This window comes from Dactylosporangium maewongense, assembly GCF_039531485.1.
Taxonomy (GTDB): domain Bacteria; phylum Actinomycetota; class Actinomycetes; order Mycobacteriales; family Micromonosporaceae; genus Dactylosporangium; species Dactylosporangium maewongense.
On the sequence record NZ_BAAAQD010000062.1, the window covers coordinates 1 to 15,986 of the forward strand.

Consider the following 15,986-nt stretch of genomic DNA (forward strand, 5'->3'; position numbering starts at 1 on the left):
CCTGGTGACCGGCGCCTCGGCCGCCATCACCGCGATCGACACCGCGATCAAGGGCATCTCGACCGCGCGGGCCACGCTCGGTGCGTACCAGAACCGGTTCGAGCACACCATCAACAACCTCAACACCACCGTGGAGAACCTGTCGGCGTCCGAGTCCCGCATCCGCGACACGGACATGGCCCAGGAGATGGTGTCCTTCACCCGCTCGCAGATCCTGACCCAGGCCGGCACCAGCATGCTGGCCCAGGCGAACCAGGCGCCGCAGAACGTCCTGTCCCTGCTGCGTTAACAGATCCCCCCAACCACACGAGCAACACACACACGCACCATCCTCCTCAGTCGATGACACACGGCGGCGCCCCCACCCACGGGGGCGCCGCCGCTGTTTTTCCCGGGAAATTGCTGCCCAGAACCCTTATGCGGCACGACCGGGTGCCGATGTTGAGAACGACCGGGCCACGGATGGCCCGGCCAGCGACCCGATTCAAGGAGGAACTTCATGGGTCTTCGCATCAACAACAACATCGCTGCTCAGAACGCCTACCGTAACCTGTCGGTCACGGACGGCCAGATGAGCAAGTCGCTGGAGAGGCTGTCGTCGGGTTACCGGATCAACCGTGCCGCCGACGACGCGGCAGGTCTCTCGATCAGCGAGGGTCTTCGGTCCCAGATCGGCGGCCTGAAGGTCGCGGTGCGCAACGCGCAGGACGGCATCTCGGTCGTGCAGACCGCTGAAGGTGCTCTCACCGAGACGCACTCGATCCTGCAGCGTATGCGTGACCTCTCCGTTCAGGCGTCGTCCACGGGTTCGCAGGACACCGATGCGCGCACGGCCGCGCAGACCGAGTTCACTCAGCTGAACGCTGAGCTGGACCGGATCGCGACCACCACGTCGTTCGGCGGGCAGAAGCTGCTCGACCCGACGGCAAGCTACACGGGTACTTTCCAGGTCGGCGCCAACACGGCGTCCGCCGATCAGATCGCGGTCAACCTCGGCACCGCCGCCTTCGGTGGGGTCGCCGTGACCGGCTTCGACTCGACCGGCCTCGGGGTCGACTCGCTCGACCTCGTGACGGGAGCGTCGGCGGCCATCACCGCGATCGACACGGCGATCAAGGGTATTTCGACCGCTCGGGCCACGCTCGGTGCATACCAGAACCGGTTCGAGCACACCATCAACAACCTGAACACAGCCGTGGAGAACCTGTCCGCCTCGGAGTCGCGCATCCGGGACACGGACATGGCCTCCGAGATGGTGTCGTTCACCCGCTCGCAGATCCTGACCCAGGCCGGCACGAGCATGCTGGCCCAGGCCAACCAGGCGCCGCAGAACGTCCTCTCCCTGCTGCGCTAGAGGAGCTGGAGTCGATGGCCTGACGAGGGCATGACAGGGCACGGCACCCACCCAGGGCGCCGTGCCCTGCCAGTCTCCAGCCGCCCCACCGCGAGCGGCGGGTCCCGCACGGGGGGTTCCCACCCCGCGGCCCCCATGCGCCGCTGCGCGGCGCACTCAAGCCTTTTCTCCTCAACTCCTCCCGGGCTCGGCCGATCTGCCCCGTGAACAGGCCACGGAGGGCCGGACCGAGCTCAAGGAGGAACTGTCATGGGTCTCAGGATCAACAACAACATCGCCGCGCAGAACTCCTACCGGAACCTGTCGGTGACCGACAACCAGATGAGCAAGTCGCTGGAGAAGCTGTCGTCCGGCTTCCGGATCAACCGGGCCGCCGACGACGCGGCCGGCCTCTCCATCAGCGAAGGCCTGCGCTCGCAGATCGGTGGCCTGAAGGTCGCGGTCCGCAACGCACAGGACGGCATCTCGGTCGTGCAGACCGCTGAAGGCGCGCTCACCGAGACGCACTCCATCCTGCAGCGCATGCGCGACCTGTCCGTGCAGGCGTCCTCGACCGGTTCGCAGGACTCCGACGCGCGGACCGCCGCGCAGACCGAGTTCACGCAGCTGAACGAGGAGCTGAACCGGATCGCGACCACCACGGCCTTCGGCGGGCAGAAGCTGCTCGACCCGACGGCCAGCTACACGGGCACGTTCCAGGTCGGCGCCAACACCGCGTCCGCGGACCAGATCACGGTCAGTCTCGGCACCACCGCCTTCGGCGGGGTCGCCGTGACCGGCTTCGACTCGACCGGCCTGGGGACCGACGCACTGGACCTGGTGACCAACGCCTCCGCGGCGATCACCGCGATCGACACGGCCATCAAGGGCGTGTCGACCGCCCGGGCGACGCTCGGTGCGTACCAGAACCGGTTCGAACACACCATCAACAACCTGAACGTCGCCGTGGAGAACCTGTCCGCGTCCGAGTCCCGGATCCGTGACACGGACATGGCCCAGGAGATGGTCTCGTTCACGAGATCGCAGATCCTGACGCAGGCCGGCACCAGCATGCTGGCCCAGGCCAACCAGGCGCCGCAGAACGTGCTGTCGCTGTTGCGCTGACAGCGCTCGTAAGGCGGGGAGGGGACCGAGGTTTCCTCCCCGCACGCGTGTATCGCAGTTCTTCTGCGCTTCTTTAGGGGGTTCCACCATGGGTAGCGTCGACGGCCTGATCTCGGGCATGAGCACCTCGTCGGTCATCAGCGGCCTGATGCAGGTCGAGGCCGCCCCACAGACCGCCCTCAAGGCCAAGGTGGCCACGCAGCAGAAGGTCGTCACCGCGTACCAGGGCATCAACACCAAGATGAAGGCCCTGCTCACCGCGTCCAAGGCGCTGGTGGACCCCACCGCCTGGAAGGGCGGCGTCGCCACGTCGAGCTCGGACGCCGCCACCGCGACCACGACGTCGAGCGGCGCGCAGAGCGGTGCGCTGTCCTTCCGCGTGAACAAGCTGGCCGCCGCTCACGCGGTCGTCTTCAACAGCACGGTCGCCGCGACCACCGACACGATCATGAGCGGCTCGTCGTTCCAGATCGACGTCAACGGCACGCCGAAGACGGTCAACGTCACCGACACGTCGCTCAAGGGCGTCGTCGACGCGATCAACAAGACCTCCGACCTCGGCGTGAAGGCCACCGCGTTCCAGGTCTCCCCCGGCCAGTACACGATGCAACTCACGTCGACGACGACCGGCTCCGCCTCGACCTTCGACTTCACCAGCGGCGGCAACCCCTTCACCCTCGGCGCCGAGCAGATCGTCTCCACGGGCGCGGACGCCGAGCTGCTCGTCGGCGACCCGGCCACCCCGCTGAAGGTGACGTCGTCGACGAACACGTTCAAGGACCTGATGAACGGCCTGACCGTCACCGCCACGAAGGTGCAGCAGCCGACCGACCCGCCGGTGACCGTCACTGTCGCCCGCGACAACGAGGGCATCGCCACCAAGGTCCAGGCCATGATCGACGCGGCGAACCAGGCGCTGTCGGAGATCTCCAGCCAGACCAAGAACAAGAGCGGCTCGGTCCCCGGCGGCCCGCTCGCCGGCAACAGCATCATGTCGCAGGTCGCCAGCAACGTGCTCAACACCGTCTCCGGCGGCACCGCCAGCAACGGCAGCTACAAGGACGTCGGCATCGAGCTGACCCGCGACGGCCAGCTCACGTTCGACAAGGCGAAGTTCATCGCGGCGCTCGACGCCGACCCGGAGAAGACGCAGGCGCTCTTCATCGACACCGCCCAGACGGACGTCACCCTGAAGACGGGCCTCGCCGACAAGCTGTCCGGCGTGGCGGACACGGCCACCCAGACCAACACCGGCACGCTGTCCCGGCTGATCACCAGTGGCAACGACGCGATCACGGACCTCAACCACCGCGTCGACGACTGGGACGTCCGGCTGCAGGCGCGGCAGGCGACGCTGCAGAAGCAGTTCGGCGCCATGGAGACCGCGCTCGGCAAGCTGAAGAACCAGGGCAGCTGGCTGTCCGGCCAGCTCGCCTCGCTCGGTTAGGCCCTGCTCCCCCTCAGGCCACTGGAGATCGAATGACCACACAAGCCCTGCGCAACCGCTACGTCAGCGACAGCGTCGCGACGGCTCCCCCGTCCCGGCTGCTCGTCATGCTGTACGACCGGCTGGTGCTCGACCTGATGATCGCCGGCCAGTCGCTGGAGACGGGCGACAAGCCGACGGCGTCGGCGCGGATCCAGCACGCCCAGGAGATCATCATGGAGCTGCGGGCGACGCTGGACCCCACCGCGTGGAGCGGAGGGCCGGGCCTCTCCTCGCTGTACAGCTACCTGATCACCGAGCTGGTCCAGGCCAACGTCACCGGTGACCGGGGCAAGGTCGAGGCCGTGCAGAGCTTCGCCGAGCAGTTGCGCGACGCATGGCGGGAGGCGGCCGCGCAGGTGATCGGGTCCGGGCCGTGACCACGCCCCAGGGCGAGGCCGGCGGCGAGTGGGACGAGGCGTGGGTCGCGGCGCTCGACGCGATGGAGCTCGAGGCCGACGAGGTCGAGCAGATGCTGCGGCACCGCGACGTGCTGGAGGCCGCACCGGTGACGGCGGTGACGTTCAGCCCGCCGGAAGGGCTCGGCCCGCTGCCGATCGCGCTCGCGGACCGGGCGCGGCGGCTCGTACAACGGCAGCTCGACCTCTCCAGGGAGCTGACGATCGCGATCGCCGGCAACCGCCAGCAGGCGCGGCTGGTCAACCGGCTGCACCGCGAGGCGGCCGAGACCGTGCCCGTCTACGTGGACAACCGCACCTGAAGGATCCGGGGCAGAAAGCGCCCGCAACCGAAAAGCACTGCGAATGCGCCCGAAACTGCCGATGACACCGGCATGACCCACATCCCGGTGTCCGTGATCGTCGCCGCTGGGGGCAGCGCTGACGACTTCCACGCCTGCCTGCTGTCGCTGCGCGCCTCCCTCGGCCTGCGCGACGAGGTGGTCTGCGTGCTGCCGTCGGACCGCGCCGACCTGCGCGCCGAGCTGCGCGGCGAGCAGTGGCTGAAGGTGATCGAGTCGCCCGCCGGGGCAGGGGCCGCCGAGCGGTGGGCCGCCGGCGTCGACGCGACCCGCCACCCGATCATCATCCTCGTCGACGGTGACGTCGTGCTGTCCGCGCACTGGCTCGACCCCGTCCTGGAGCCCTTCGGCGACCCGTCCGTGGTCGCCACCGGCCCGCGCTGCCACAACAGCTTCGGCCCCCAGCAGGCCGAGCTGCCGAAGGAGGCGATGGCCAGCGCGGCGGCGTTCAAGGCGTTCGCCAGGCAGTGGCGGCAGGACCATCGCGGCGAGTTCAGCGACGTGGACCGGCTCGGGCCCGTGTGCGTGGCGATCCGCCGCGACGCGCTCGCGATCGCCGGCGGGCCGACCGCCGACCTGCCCTGGGACGGGCTCGCGGTGCAGGGGCGCGTCACCGTGGCACACGCGGCGCTGGTGGCGCACGTGGCGTCGACGGACTGCGGGCTGCGCGGCGAGTTCACCGACGAGCCCGGCGCACCGCTGATCAGCGCGGCGCTCATCGTGAAGGACGAGGCCGACGTGCTGGCCCGGTCCCTGGACGCGCTGCGCGACCTGGTCGACGAGATCGTCGTCTACGACACCGGCTCGACCGACGACACGGTCGCGATCGCCCGCGCCCACGGCGCCCGGGTCGTCGAGGGGTACTGGAACGAGCACTTCGGCGACGCCCGCAACCGCTGCCTGGAGCACTGCCGCGGCACGTGGGCGCTGTGGGTCGACGCCGACGAGATCTTCACCGGCGACGCGAAGGCGGTGCGGGCGGCCGTCGCCGCCGGTGGCGACGCCCGGGCCTTCTTCGTCACCATCGACAACCAGGAGGGCCACGAGGGCGGCTCCGGGCACAGCACCATCTACTTCCCCCGGCTCTTCCGCAGGTCGCCGTCGCGCCTGTACGGGCGGCTGCACGAACAGGTCGTCGACCGGGTCACCGGGACCGCCATGGTCGGCCCGCAGCTGACCACGGCGGTGCTCACCCACGTCGGCTACACCGCGCTGCGCAGGACGGTGAAGAGCAAGGCCGAGCGCAACCTGCGGCTGGCGGAGCTCGCCGCGGAGGACGTCAGCGGGATCACCGCCATCGGCAACCTCGCCCGCGCCCAGATCGGCTCCGGGCACATCGAGGAGGCCATCGAGACGTCCCGCCGCGGCCTGGAGCAGGCGAAGGAGAACAGCCACCGGGTCCTGTTCCTCAAGATCCTCGCCGACGCGTACCTCGCCCTGAAGCGCCTGACCGAGGCGAACGAGACCATCGAGGAGCTGCGCAGGATCGCCAGCACCGCGTTCACCGTCGACGAGCACGAGGTCAAGCTGCGCTTCGCCGAGGGCGACTACGAGCGGGCCCTGGAGATCGTCGCGGCGCTGCCGGAGTCGGGCATGAACGACCTGCTGTACGGCGTCGGCAAGGGCCGCTTCGCCGGGCTGCACATCGACGCGCTCAGCCGGCTGGACCGGAACCAGGAGGCGGCGGAGCAGCTGCGGCGGTCGCTGCGGGAGGGGCGGGTGCCGGTGCCGGTCGCCCGGATGGCGCAGGTGCTGGGCGCCGCGGACGGCAGTCTCGCGGAGGTCGCCGAGCTGCTGCCCCGCGAAGGGGTGCGCGGGCTGCTCTTCGGCATCGCGGAGGCGCCGCCGGAGGCCGCCGACGAGCTGCTGGAAGCGTTGTGGCGCCGGTACCCCGGCGAGCCGACGGTGCTGACCGTCGCGGCCCGGGTCGGCCGGCTGGTCCCGCTGATCCGGGCGATGGAGTGGTCGGCGCGGCTGCGGCAGCACGGGTTCGCGGAGCGCTGCACGCTGCTCGCCCTGTCCGGCAACTCGCGGCGCACGCCGCGGGAGCGGACCCTGGCGGCGGCGATCGCCCTGGAGATGTTCCACGACGAGGCCGCGCTGCCGCTGCTGAACGAGGCCCTCGCGGCGGTGCCCGACGACCAGAGCGCCCCGGTCCTGGAGGAGATGCGCGTCCTCGCCCCGAAGGTGTCCGACTCCATCGAGCTCGCCGACGCCTGAAACACCGCTGACTGAGCACCGGCACGCAGACGCCAACGCGCAGCAAGGCCGACATGCCGGCACGTCGAACGGCCGGACGGTCAACCTCCCCGGACATATCCGCTGCGCGAACATGTCCGACATTTCGGTTATGTCGGTGAGCGGAGCGAGTCGACATAACCGGGGCGGCGTCCGCGGAACCGAGGCGGCGTCCGCGGATCGGTGAGCGGAGCGAGTCGACATGACCGAAGCAGCGTCCGCGGAACCGAAGCGGCGTGCGCGGAACCGAAGCGGCGGAAAAGCGGCCGGCACCGCCCCTTGTGGGACGGTGCCGGCCTTTGCGTGGCTGCGGGGTCAGCGGCCCGCGCCGACCAGCTCGCCCTCGATCACCGGGGCGGGCGGCCGCGGCGCCTCACGGGGGCGCATGAAGCGCGGCGCCCACCAGTTGGCGTTGCCGAGCAGGGTCATCAGCGAGGGCAGGACGACCGCGCGGATGATCGTCGCGTCGAGCAGGATCGCGGCGGCGAGGCCGACGCCGAGCTGTTTCATGTCGATGGTGCTCAGCGTCGCGAAGATGGAGAACACCGCCACCATCACGATCGCCGCGCTGGTGACCACGCCGGCGGAGCCCGTGATGCCGTGCGCCACCGCCTCGCGGGTCGGCATGCCCTGCTTGACCGCCTCGCGGATGCGGCTGACGACGAAGACGTGGTAGTCCATCGACAGGCCGAACAGCACCACGAAGAGGAACAGCGGCAGCCACGACACGACCGCGTCCATGGACGTGAAGCCCAGGATGCCCTCCGCCCAGGTGCCCTGGAAGATCAGGACGACCAGGCCGTAGGACGCGCCGGCGGAGAGCAGGTTGAGCGCGATCGAGGTGACCGCGACGACCACCGAGCGGAACGTGAAGGCCATCACCAGGAACGTCAGCACCAGCACGAACCCGACGACCAGCGGCAGCTTGTGCTTGACGTGGTCGGCGTAGTCGACGTCGGCGCCGACGAACCCGCCGACGGCCGCGTCCGAGCCCGCCTTCACGCCCGGCACCTTGCCGACGGTCTGCGGGACCATGACCTCCCGCAGCTTGTCGAGGGACTCCTTCGCCTGCTCGGAGCGGCCGGCGAACGGGGTGGCGACGTCGAGCACGGCGACCTTGCCGTCGGCGGACACCTCGACGTCGGGCGCCTCATCGAGGGGCGCGAACAGCGGGTCGGCGGCGGCGGCCTTCGCCAGCTCGGTCAGCGCGGCCTTCGTGGCGTCGAGCTGGCCGGCCGGGACTCGGACGGCGACGGTGTGCACGGTGCCGTTGCTGGGGTACGCCTTCACGAGCCGGTCGTAGGCCTGCATGGCGGGCGTGGTGCGCGGCAGGTCCTCCATGCCGGGGAAGCTCAGCCGCATGCTCAGCGCCGGCGCGGCGAGCGCCAGCAGCGCCAGGACCGAGATCGCCAGCGTGGCCACCGGGCGGCGCAGGGCGGGCCGGAGGATGAAGCTCCAGACCTTCGACTGGCCCTCGCCCTCGGCGCGGGGCCGGGTGAGGCGCCACAGCACCGGGACGCGGGGCCGGTCGATCCAGCGGCCGAGCTTCGACAGCAGCGCCGGCAGGACGGTCAGCGAGCCGATCACGGAGACGAGCACGACCAGGATCGAGCCGACGGCGAGGGACGAGAAGACCACGTCACCGGCGAGGAACAGGCCCGCCATCGCGATCGTGACGGCGACGCCGGAGACGACGACCGCGTGCCCGGACGTCTCGGCCGCGATCTCGACGGCGTCGAGGTGCTTGCGGCCCTTCGCCCGTTCCTCGCGCTCCCGGCGCAGGTAGAACAGGGAGTAGTCGACGCCGACGGCCATGCCGATGAGCAGGATGACGCTGGCGGTGGTGTCGGTCGACGGCACCAGGTGCGAGGCGAGCGTCGAGAGGCCGAGCGCGGCCGCGACCGACGACAGCGCCAGCAGCACCGGCACGCCGGCGGCGATGAGCGCGCCGAACGCGACGATGAGGATCGCGAACGTCACCGGCAGGCTGAGGAACTCGGCCCGCTGGAAGTCCTTGCCGAGCGTGTCGTCCATGGCCTGGCCGATGGACTCGCCGCCGGTCTCCTCGACCCGCAGCCCGGGGTGGGCGCGCTGCACGCCGGCGGTGGCGTCGCGCAGCTTGCCGACGCGGTCCTGGGCGGTCTCGGGGTCGCCGCTCATGGTGACCCGGACCAGCAGCGCGCCGCCGTCGTGGGAGGGCAGCGGGTCGCTCACCGAGGCGACCTCGGGCAGCGCCTTCATCGCGGTCGCCACGTCGGCGGCGGCCTTGTCCGCGGCGGACCGGTCCAGGGCGCCGGACAGCGGGGTGATGAGGACGCTCTCCCTCGCCGGGTTGTCGAAGTGGCCCTCGTCGACGATGACCTCGGCCCGGCCGGACTCGCCGATGGCCTGGTCGGAGTTGCTCGCCTCGACGGTGCCCGCCATGTTCCCGCCGATGAAGCAGACAGCGACGAACACGACCCACAGAGCGATTGCGCGCCAAGGGTGCTCCGCGCTCCAGCGCGCCACCCGTACGGTAACTGGTCTCTTCTCCACGCAAGAGACGCTATGGATTCCGCGCCCCGCGAACATCCGGGCTGCACCCGACGCGCACCCGGATTCGGGCATTGGGGGTTTTCCCCGAGGCCGATTTCCTCAACCCGGGCCGACGTGCGCCGATGGCTCCAATGAGCAAGGATCGCTCACTCCAGGTGCCAGGGACCGGCGACACACCGCAACAAGCCGTTTTTCGGTGGACGGGAGCGTCCCAGCCGTGTTCGAAGACGTCACGTCGGTCACCCTGCACAGCGCCCTGACGGGGCTGGCGAAACGGCAGCGGGTGATCGCCGACAACATCGCCAACATCGAGACGCCCGGCTTCCTCGCCGGGCGGGTGTCCTTCGAGGACTCCCTGCGCACCGCCGTCGAGGCCGGCCGGCCGCAGGACACGACGATCGCCGTGGCCCGGTCGCTGGAGCCGACCCGCGAGGACGGCAACAACGTCAACCTCGACCACGAGGTCCTCTCCAACATCGACACCGGTCTGCGGTACCAGACGATGCTGCGCGGCGTGGACGACAAGTTCGGCCTCCTGCGGACCGCGATCAGGGGCTGACGATGACCATCTTCAGCGCCATCGGCATCGCCGGCACGGGCGTCACCGTCTACCGCAAGTGGCTGGACGCGGTCGCCGACAACGTCGCCAACATGAACGACGCGCAGTCGACGTCGGGCCAGGTGTTCCGCGCCCGCTACGTGCAGGCCCGCGCCGTCGACTACGGCACCGGGGAAGGCGGCGCGGTCGTGGCCGGCACCGCGCTGGGCGATCCGAAGGGGCGTCTGGTGTACGAGCCGGAGAACCCCCTCGCCGACCGTGAGGGCTACGTCAAGTACCCCGACATCGACCTCGGCTCGCAGATGACACAGATGATCATGGCGCAGCGCGCCTACCAGGCGAACCTCACGGTGGTCGACCGGGCGAAGGACGCCTACCAGGCCGCGATCCAGATCGGGAAGGGCTGAACATGACCATCGACGCCGTCGGGGCCGTCAGTGCCCTTCCCGCGCTCCCGCCGATCTCCGCGTCCGACTCGAGCGCCCCGTCGTCGTCCGGCACCGACTTCGGCGCCATGGTCACGCAGGGCCTCCAGCGGCTGCAGCAGGTGCAGGACAACGCCGACCACCTCGCCGTGCAGGCCGCCACCGGCAGCCTGACCGACGTGCACGACTACATGATCGCCGCGACCGAGGCGAACCTCGCGACCAGCCTCACCGTCGCCGTGCGCAACCGGGCCCTTGAGTCCTTCAACGAGATCATGAGGATGCAGGCCTGATGCGTGACCGGCTCACCGCCCTCATGCGGCGGGGGACCGACGGCTGGAAGGCCTTCACCCCCGGGCAGCGGGCGGTCACGATCGTCGCCGTGCTCGCCCTGGCGATCGGCGGGTACTTCTTCGCGACCTGGGCCGGCAAACCGACCATGGCGCCGCTGTTCTCGAACCTGGCCGCCACCGACGCGAGCGCGATCGTCGACAAGCTCAACGCCGACGGCGTCACCTACACGCTGTCCGACGGCGGCAGCACCATCAACGTGCCCAGCGACCAGGTGTACAGCCTGCGGATCTCGATGAGCGGGGCCGGCCTGCCCGCCGCGGGCGACGCCGGCTACTCGCTGCTGGACAAGCAGGGCATCATGACCAGCGAGTTCATGCAGCAGGTCACCTACCGGCGGGCCCTGGAGGGCGAGCTCGGCAAGACGATCGAGGCGATCAACGGCGTCAACAAGGCCACCGTGCACCTCGCGATCCCGCAGAAGGACGTCTTCACCGACGACCAGGTCGCGCCGACCGCGTCGGTGCTCGTCGACACCGGCACGAAACCGCTGCCGGGCGGCGCCGTCACGTCGATCGTGCACCTGGTGTCCTCCAGCGTCGAGGGGCTCGAACCGGACGCGGTCACGGTCGTCGGCGCCAACGGCAAGGTCCTGTCCAGCGCCGGCGACGGCCCGGGGTCCGCCCCTGACGGGCAGTCCGGCCAGACGACCGCCTTCGAGCAGCGGCTCAACAGCGCGCTGCAGAACATGCTCGACACCGTCGTCGGGCCGGGGCACTCCGTCGTGCAGGTGACCGCCGACCTCGACTTCGACGCGACCGAGACCAAGACGCAGAAGTACGTCGCGGATCCGGCCGTGCCGCCGCTGTCGGAGTCCAAGTCGTCCGAGCAGTACACGGGCGGCAACGGCACCCCGGTCGGCGGCGTCCTCGGCCCGGACAACATCCAGGTCCCCAACGGCACCGGCGCCGGCGGCGACGGGACCTACCAGCAGTCCACCGAGACCCGCAACAACGCCGTCGGCATGGTCACCGAGACGAAGAAGACCGCGCCCGGCGCGGTGCGCAAGCTCGCCGTCGCCGTCATCGTCGACAGCTCCGTGGCGAAGGTCGACGAGGCGCAGCTGCAGCAGCTCGTCTCCTCCGCCGTCGGCCTCGACGCGACCCGCGGCGACCAGATCGCGGTCAGCTCGATGGCGTTCGACACGACCAAGGCCACGGCCGAGCAGAACGCGCAGGCGGAGGCCGCGAAGGCCGAGAAGAGCGAGCTGCAGCAGAAGTACATCCAGATGGGCCTGATCATCCTGGCCCTGCTGGTCCTGCTGATCCTCGCGGCGATCTCCAACCGCCGCCGGCGCAAGCGGGAGAAGGTGCAGCTGACCGAGCAGCAGAACGCGGCTCTGGAGGAGATGCAGGCGGCGATCGAGGCGGCCCGCGCCAAGCTCGCCCTGGAGGGTCACGGCGGCATCGGCGGCGCCCACGAACTCGAGGGCGCCGGCGGGCCCGGCGAGGAGTTCGACCGCGACGGGCGCTTCCGGGACATCACCCAGATGGTCGAGAAGCAACCCGACGAGGTCGCGCAGCTGCTGCGCGGCTGGCTCGCCGACCGGCGCGGCTGAGCGGGCCGGTTGACCGATGACGACCGGGGAGATGACGGGGCTGCGGAAAGCAGCCATCCTCCTTGTCCAGATGGGCAAGGAGGACGCCGCGAAGATCATGGCGCATCTTCGCGAGGCCGAGGTCGAGGAGCTCACCGCCGAGATCATGCGGCTCGGGCAGGTCGAGGGCGACATCGCCGACGTGGTGCTCGAGGAGTTCCACGACATGGCGACCGGCCACCGGTACGTGGGGCAGGGCGGCCTCGACTTCGCCCGCGACCTGCTGGAGGCGTCGCTCGGCCGCGAGCGCGCCGGCGAGATCGTCGGCCGGCTCAACACCGTCTTCATGGACGTGCCGTTCGGCTTCCTCGGCCAGGCCGACCCGCGCCAGCTGCTGTCGTTCCTGCAGGACGAGCACCCGCAGACGATCGCGCTGGTCCTCGCCCACATGACCGCCACCCAGGCGTCGCAGATCCTCGGCGGGCTCGCCCCCGAGCTGCAGGCCGACGTCGCGCACCGCATCGCCGTCATGGACCGCACCTCCCCCGAGATCATCCGCAAGGTGGAGGCGACCCTGGAGCGCAAGATGTCCTCGGTGCTCCAGCCGAGCGACCTGTCCGCGGTCGGCGGCCTCGAACCGCTCGTCGAGATCATCAACCGGACCGACCGGGCCACCGAGCGGCTGATCCTCGAAGGGCTCGCCGGGCGCAACCCGGAGCTGGCGGAGGAGATCCGCTCGAAGATGTTCATGTTCGAGGACATCGTGTCCCTCGACGACCGCTCCATCCAGCTGGTGCTGCGCCAGGTGGAGACCAACGACCTCGCGACCGCGCTCAAGGGCGTCCGCGAGGAGGTCCGCCAGAAGGTCATGAAGAACCTCTCCGAGCGTGCCGCGGAGAACCTCGCCGACGAGATCGAGATGCTCGGCCCGGTCCGCCTGCGCACCGTCGAGGAGTCCCAGGCGAAGATCGTCCAGGCGATCCGCACCCTGGAGGAGTCCGGCCAGATCACGATCCGCCGAGGGGACGACGATGAGTTCGTCGGCTGAGTATCCGCTCGCCTTCCCGCCGCCGGCGAAGAAGCGCGCGGGCACGCCACGCCCGGCGTTCCCGCCGCCGCCCCCGCCGCCACCGACACCCGCGACCCGCGCGTTCCCGCCGCCGGAGACCCCCTCGACCGTCCAGTACGGCGAGAGCGTCCTCACCGACGACCGCGCCGGCGCCGCGCCGCAGGCCCGGTTCGACGTCGACCTCCGGGAGCGCGAGACGTTCCCGCCGGAGCTCGTCGAGCGGGTCCGCGAGGAGGCGGAGGCCGCCGGGTACGCCGCCGGGTGGGCACAGGGCATGCGGGAGGCGAAGACCGGCGCCGAGGCGCAGGCCTCGAGGGTCGCCGCCGAGGCCGCGGCGGCCGCCGAGGGGCACCGCCGCCGCATCGAGTCGGCCCTGCGGGCGATCGACGCCGCCGCCGGCACGCTGGAGCGCCGGGCGGTGCCGGCCGCGCAGGACATCGAGGACCAGATCGTGGCGACTGCGTTCGCGCTCGCCGAGGCGGTCCTCGGCCGGGAGTTGCGGACCGCGACCGAGCCCGGCCGGGAGGCCCTCGCACGGGCGCTCGCACTCGTGCCCGGGACACGTCCGGTGACGGTCAGGCTCAACCCGGCGGACCGGCTGACGATAGGACAGACGGAACTGGTCATGGACGGCCGCACGGTGTCCCTCGTGGACGACCCGGCGCTCGGACCGGGCGACGCCCTCGCACTGTGCGACGCCACGTCGGTCGACGCCCGGCTCGCGCCGGCGCTCGACCGGGTCCGGGAGGTGCTCGAACAGTGACGTCGTCGCTCCAGCAGCGCATCGCCGCCGCCCGCCAGGCCGCCAACCCGCGCGTCAGCGGCCGGGTCACGTCGATCGTCGGCCTGTCGGTCACGGTCGCCGGCGTCGACGGCCGCGTGGGCGACCTCGTGGAGATCGGCGACCCGGGCGGCCTCGGCCCGACGGTCCCCGCGGAGGTCGTCTCCATCGACGGCGACCGGCTCGCGTGCCTGCCGCTCGGCGCGCTCACCGGCGTCGGCACCGGCAGCCCCGTGCGCAGCACCGGCTCGCCGCTGCAGATCGCCGTCGGCCCGCAGCTGCGCGGCCGCATCCTCGACGGGCTCGGCCGCCCGATGGACGGCGGGCCGGCGCTCACCGGCCTGGAGCGGGTCACCGTCGAGCACGACGCGCCCGACGCCCTCGCCCGCGGCCGGGTCCAGGAGCCGCTGTCGCTCGGCGTGCGCGCCCTGGACACGCTCGTGCCGTGCGGGCGCGGGCAGCGCATCGGCATCTTCGCCGGCTCCGGCGTCGGCAAGAGCAGCCTCATGTCCATGATCACCCGCGGTACGGACGCCGAGATCTCCGTGATCGGCCTCGTCGGCGAGCGGGGCCGCGAGGTCCGCGAGTTCATCGAGAACGACCTCGGGCCCGAGGGCCTCGCCCGGTCCGTCGTGGTGATCGCGACCTCCGACCAGCCGCCGCTGGTGCGGCTGCGGGCCGGCTTCGTCGCGACGCGGATCGCCGAGTACTTCCGCGACGGCGGCCAGGACGTGCTGCTGCTGATGGACAGCCTCACCCGCACCGCGATGGCGCAGCGCGAGGTCGGCCTGTCGGCGGGCGAGCCGCCGGCTACCCGCGGCTACCCGCCGAGCGTGTTCGCGCTGCTGCCGCGCCTGCTGGAGCGGGCCGGCCCGGCGCCGGTCGGCTCGATCACCGGCCTGTACACGGTCCTCGTCGAGGGCGACGACCACAACGAGCCGATCGCGGACACCGCCCGGTCGATCCTCGACGGGCACATCACCCTGGACCGGCGGCTCGCCACGTCCGGGCACTTCCCCAGCATCGACGTGCTGGAGTCGGTGTCCCGGGTCGCCAACGCGGTCACCACCCGCGAGCAGCGCACCGACGCCACCGCCATGCGGCGGATGCTCGCCGCCCACCGCGACGTGCGGGAGCTGGTCGAGATCGGCGCGTACGTGAGCGGCACCAACCCCGACGCCGACCGCGCCCGGGCGCTGTGGCCGCAGATCAACGACTTCCTGCGACAGGACATGGACGACACCACCCCGGCTCCTCGGGCGTGGTCGATGCTGGATGCGCTGGTGAACTCCTGATGGCGAAGAACGGTTTCCGGCTCGGCGCGGTCCTGCGAGCCCGTAAGGCCCAGGAGGACGCGGCGAAGGCGGCCGTCGTCCGGGCCCGTGGCGAGGCCGCCGCGGCGCACGGGGCGGTGCACGCCCGGGAGCGCGACCTCGACGGCCGGCGGGTCCCGGACGGGGCGACGTCGGCGGCGTTCGCCGCGACCCTCATGGCCCGGCAGGCGACGGCGACGGCCCTCGCGGCGGCGATCGGCGCGGCGGAGCTCGCCGACCAGACCGTCCAGGACCGGCTCGACGACCTCACCGACGCGGCCGTGCAGCGCCGCACGATCGAGAAGCTCCAGGAGCGGCACGACCTGACCCGCAAGCGGACGGCGGCCGCGATCGAGGCCAAGGCGGTCGACGACCTCACCACCTCCGCCGCCTTCAACCGCAGGGGTGACGCATGAGCGGGCCGGAGCGCAGCGGAGGAGCCGCGAATCAGCATTGCAGGTCGCAGGCAGGCCG

16 protein-coding genes are annotated in these 15,986 nt (G+C 71.2%); 15 read left to right on the forward strand and 1 reads right to left on the reverse strand.

Going from position 1 to position 15,986, the window contains the following annotated elements:
- The 7 genes from ABD332_RS58750 to ABD332_RS58780 all read left to right on the forward strand — a co-directional run.
- On the forward strand, positions 1–289 hold a 289-nt coding region (locus tag ABD332_RS58750), incomplete at its 5' end, for a flagellin (RefSeq protein WP_344515688.1).
- Between the two features lie 210 nt (positions 290–499).
- Positions 500–1,354: a flagellin N-terminal helical domain-containing protein gene (locus tag ABD332_RS58755; RefSeq protein WP_344515690.1), complete on the forward strand. Its 855-nt coding sequence runs from the start codon at positions 500–502 to the stop codon at positions 1,352–1,354.
- Positions 1,355–1,603: 249 nt separating this feature from the next.
- Positions 1,604–2,458, forward strand: a complete 855-nt coding sequence (locus tag ABD332_RS58760) for a flagellin N-terminal helical domain-containing protein (protein ID WP_344515692.1) — start codon at positions 1,604–1,606, stop codon at positions 2,456–2,458.
- Positions 2,459–2,546: 88 nt separating this feature from the next.
- On the forward strand, positions 2,547–3,905 hold the full coding sequence (gene fliD, locus ABD332_RS58765; protein WP_344515694.1) for a flagellar filament capping protein FliD: 1,359 nt from the start codon (positions 2,547–2,549) through the stop codon (positions 3,903–3,905).
- Between the two features lie 32 nt (positions 3,906–3,937).
- On the forward strand, positions 3,938–4,324 hold the full coding sequence (gene fliS, locus ABD332_RS58770) for a flagellar export chaperone FliS (protein ID WP_344515696.1): 387 nt from the start codon (positions 3,938–3,940) through the stop codon (positions 4,322–4,324).
- Positions 4,321–4,665 (forward strand): hypothetical protein, encoded by a 345-nt coding sequence (locus ABD332_RS58775; RefSeq protein WP_344515698.1) that lies wholly within the window; start codon positions 4,321–4,323, stop codon positions 4,663–4,665. The genes fliS and ABD332_RS58775 overlap by 4 nt, the downstream gene beginning before the upstream one ends.
- Positions 4,666–4,737: 72 nt before the next feature.
- A complete protein-coding gene (locus ABD332_RS58780) occupies positions 4,738–6,924 on the forward strand; it encodes a glycosyltransferase (protein ID WP_344515700.1) in 2,187 nt (728 codons plus the stop codon).
- A gap of 333 nt (positions 6,925–7,257) precedes the next feature.
- On the opposite strand, the gene ABD332_RS58785 is transcribed toward ABD332_RS58780, so the two are convergent.
- Positions 7,258–9,477, reverse strand: coding sequence for an MMPL family transporter (locus ABD332_RS58785; protein ID WP_425552469.1), 2,220 nt, complete (start codon positions 9,475–9,477; stop codon positions 7,258–7,260).
- A 217-nt stretch (positions 9,478–9,694) separates the two neighbouring features.
- On the opposite strand from ABD332_RS58785, the gene ABD332_RS58790 reads away from it, so the two are divergent.
- From ABD332_RS58790 to ABD332_RS58825, 8 genes are read left to right on the forward strand one after another with little or no spacing between them, the layout of a single operon-like run.
- The gene (locus ABD332_RS58790; RefSeq protein ID WP_344515704.1) at positions 9,695–10,036 is read left to right on the forward strand and encodes a flagellar basal body rod protein FlgB; all 342 of its coding nucleotides are present in this window, start codon (positions 9,695–9,697) and stop codon (positions 10,034–10,036) included.
- A gap of 2 nt (positions 10,037–10,038) precedes the next feature.
- Entirely contained in the window at positions 10,039–10,443 is a 405-nt protein-coding gene (locus tag ABD332_RS58795) for a flagellar basal body rod protein FlgC (protein WP_344515706.1), read from the forward strand.
- Between the two features lie 2 nt (positions 10,444–10,445).
- Complete coding sequence (gene fliE / locus ABD332_RS58800) at positions 10,446–10,754, forward strand: flagellar hook-basal body complex protein FliE (protein ID WP_344515708.1); 309 nt, start codon at positions 10,446–10,448, stop codon at positions 10,752–10,754.
- Positions 10,754–12,370, forward strand: coding sequence for a flagellar basal-body MS-ring/collar protein FliF (gene fliF / locus ABD332_RS58805; protein ID WP_344515710.1), 1,617 nt, complete (start codon positions 10,754–10,756; stop codon positions 12,368–12,370). Before fliE ends, fliF begins: the two co-directional genes overlap by 1 nt.
- Before the next feature lie 16 nt (positions 12,371–12,386).
- A complete protein-coding gene (gene fliG / locus ABD332_RS58810; protein WP_344515712.1) occupies positions 12,387–13,397 on the forward strand; it encodes a flagellar motor switch protein FliG in 1,011 nt (336 codons plus the stop codon).
- Positions 13,381–14,181, forward strand: a complete 801-nt coding sequence (locus tag ABD332_RS58815; RefSeq protein WP_344515714.1) for a FliH/SctL family protein — start codon at positions 13,381–13,383, stop codon at positions 14,179–14,181. The genes fliG and ABD332_RS58815 overlap by 17 nt, the downstream gene beginning before the upstream one ends.
- Positions 14,178–15,494, forward strand: coding sequence for a FliI/YscN family ATPase (locus ABD332_RS58820; RefSeq protein WP_344515716.1), 1,317 nt, complete (start codon positions 14,178–14,180; stop codon positions 15,492–15,494). The genes ABD332_RS58815 and ABD332_RS58820 overlap by 4 nt, the downstream gene beginning before the upstream one ends.
- Complete coding sequence (locus ABD332_RS58825; RefSeq protein ID WP_344515718.1) at positions 15,494–15,928, forward strand: cell envelope biogenesis protein TolA; 435 nt, start codon at positions 15,494–15,496, stop codon at positions 15,926–15,928. Before ABD332_RS58820 ends, ABD332_RS58825 begins: the two co-directional genes overlap by 1 nt.
- The last annotated feature ends 58 nt before the right edge of the window (positions 15,929–15,986 follow it).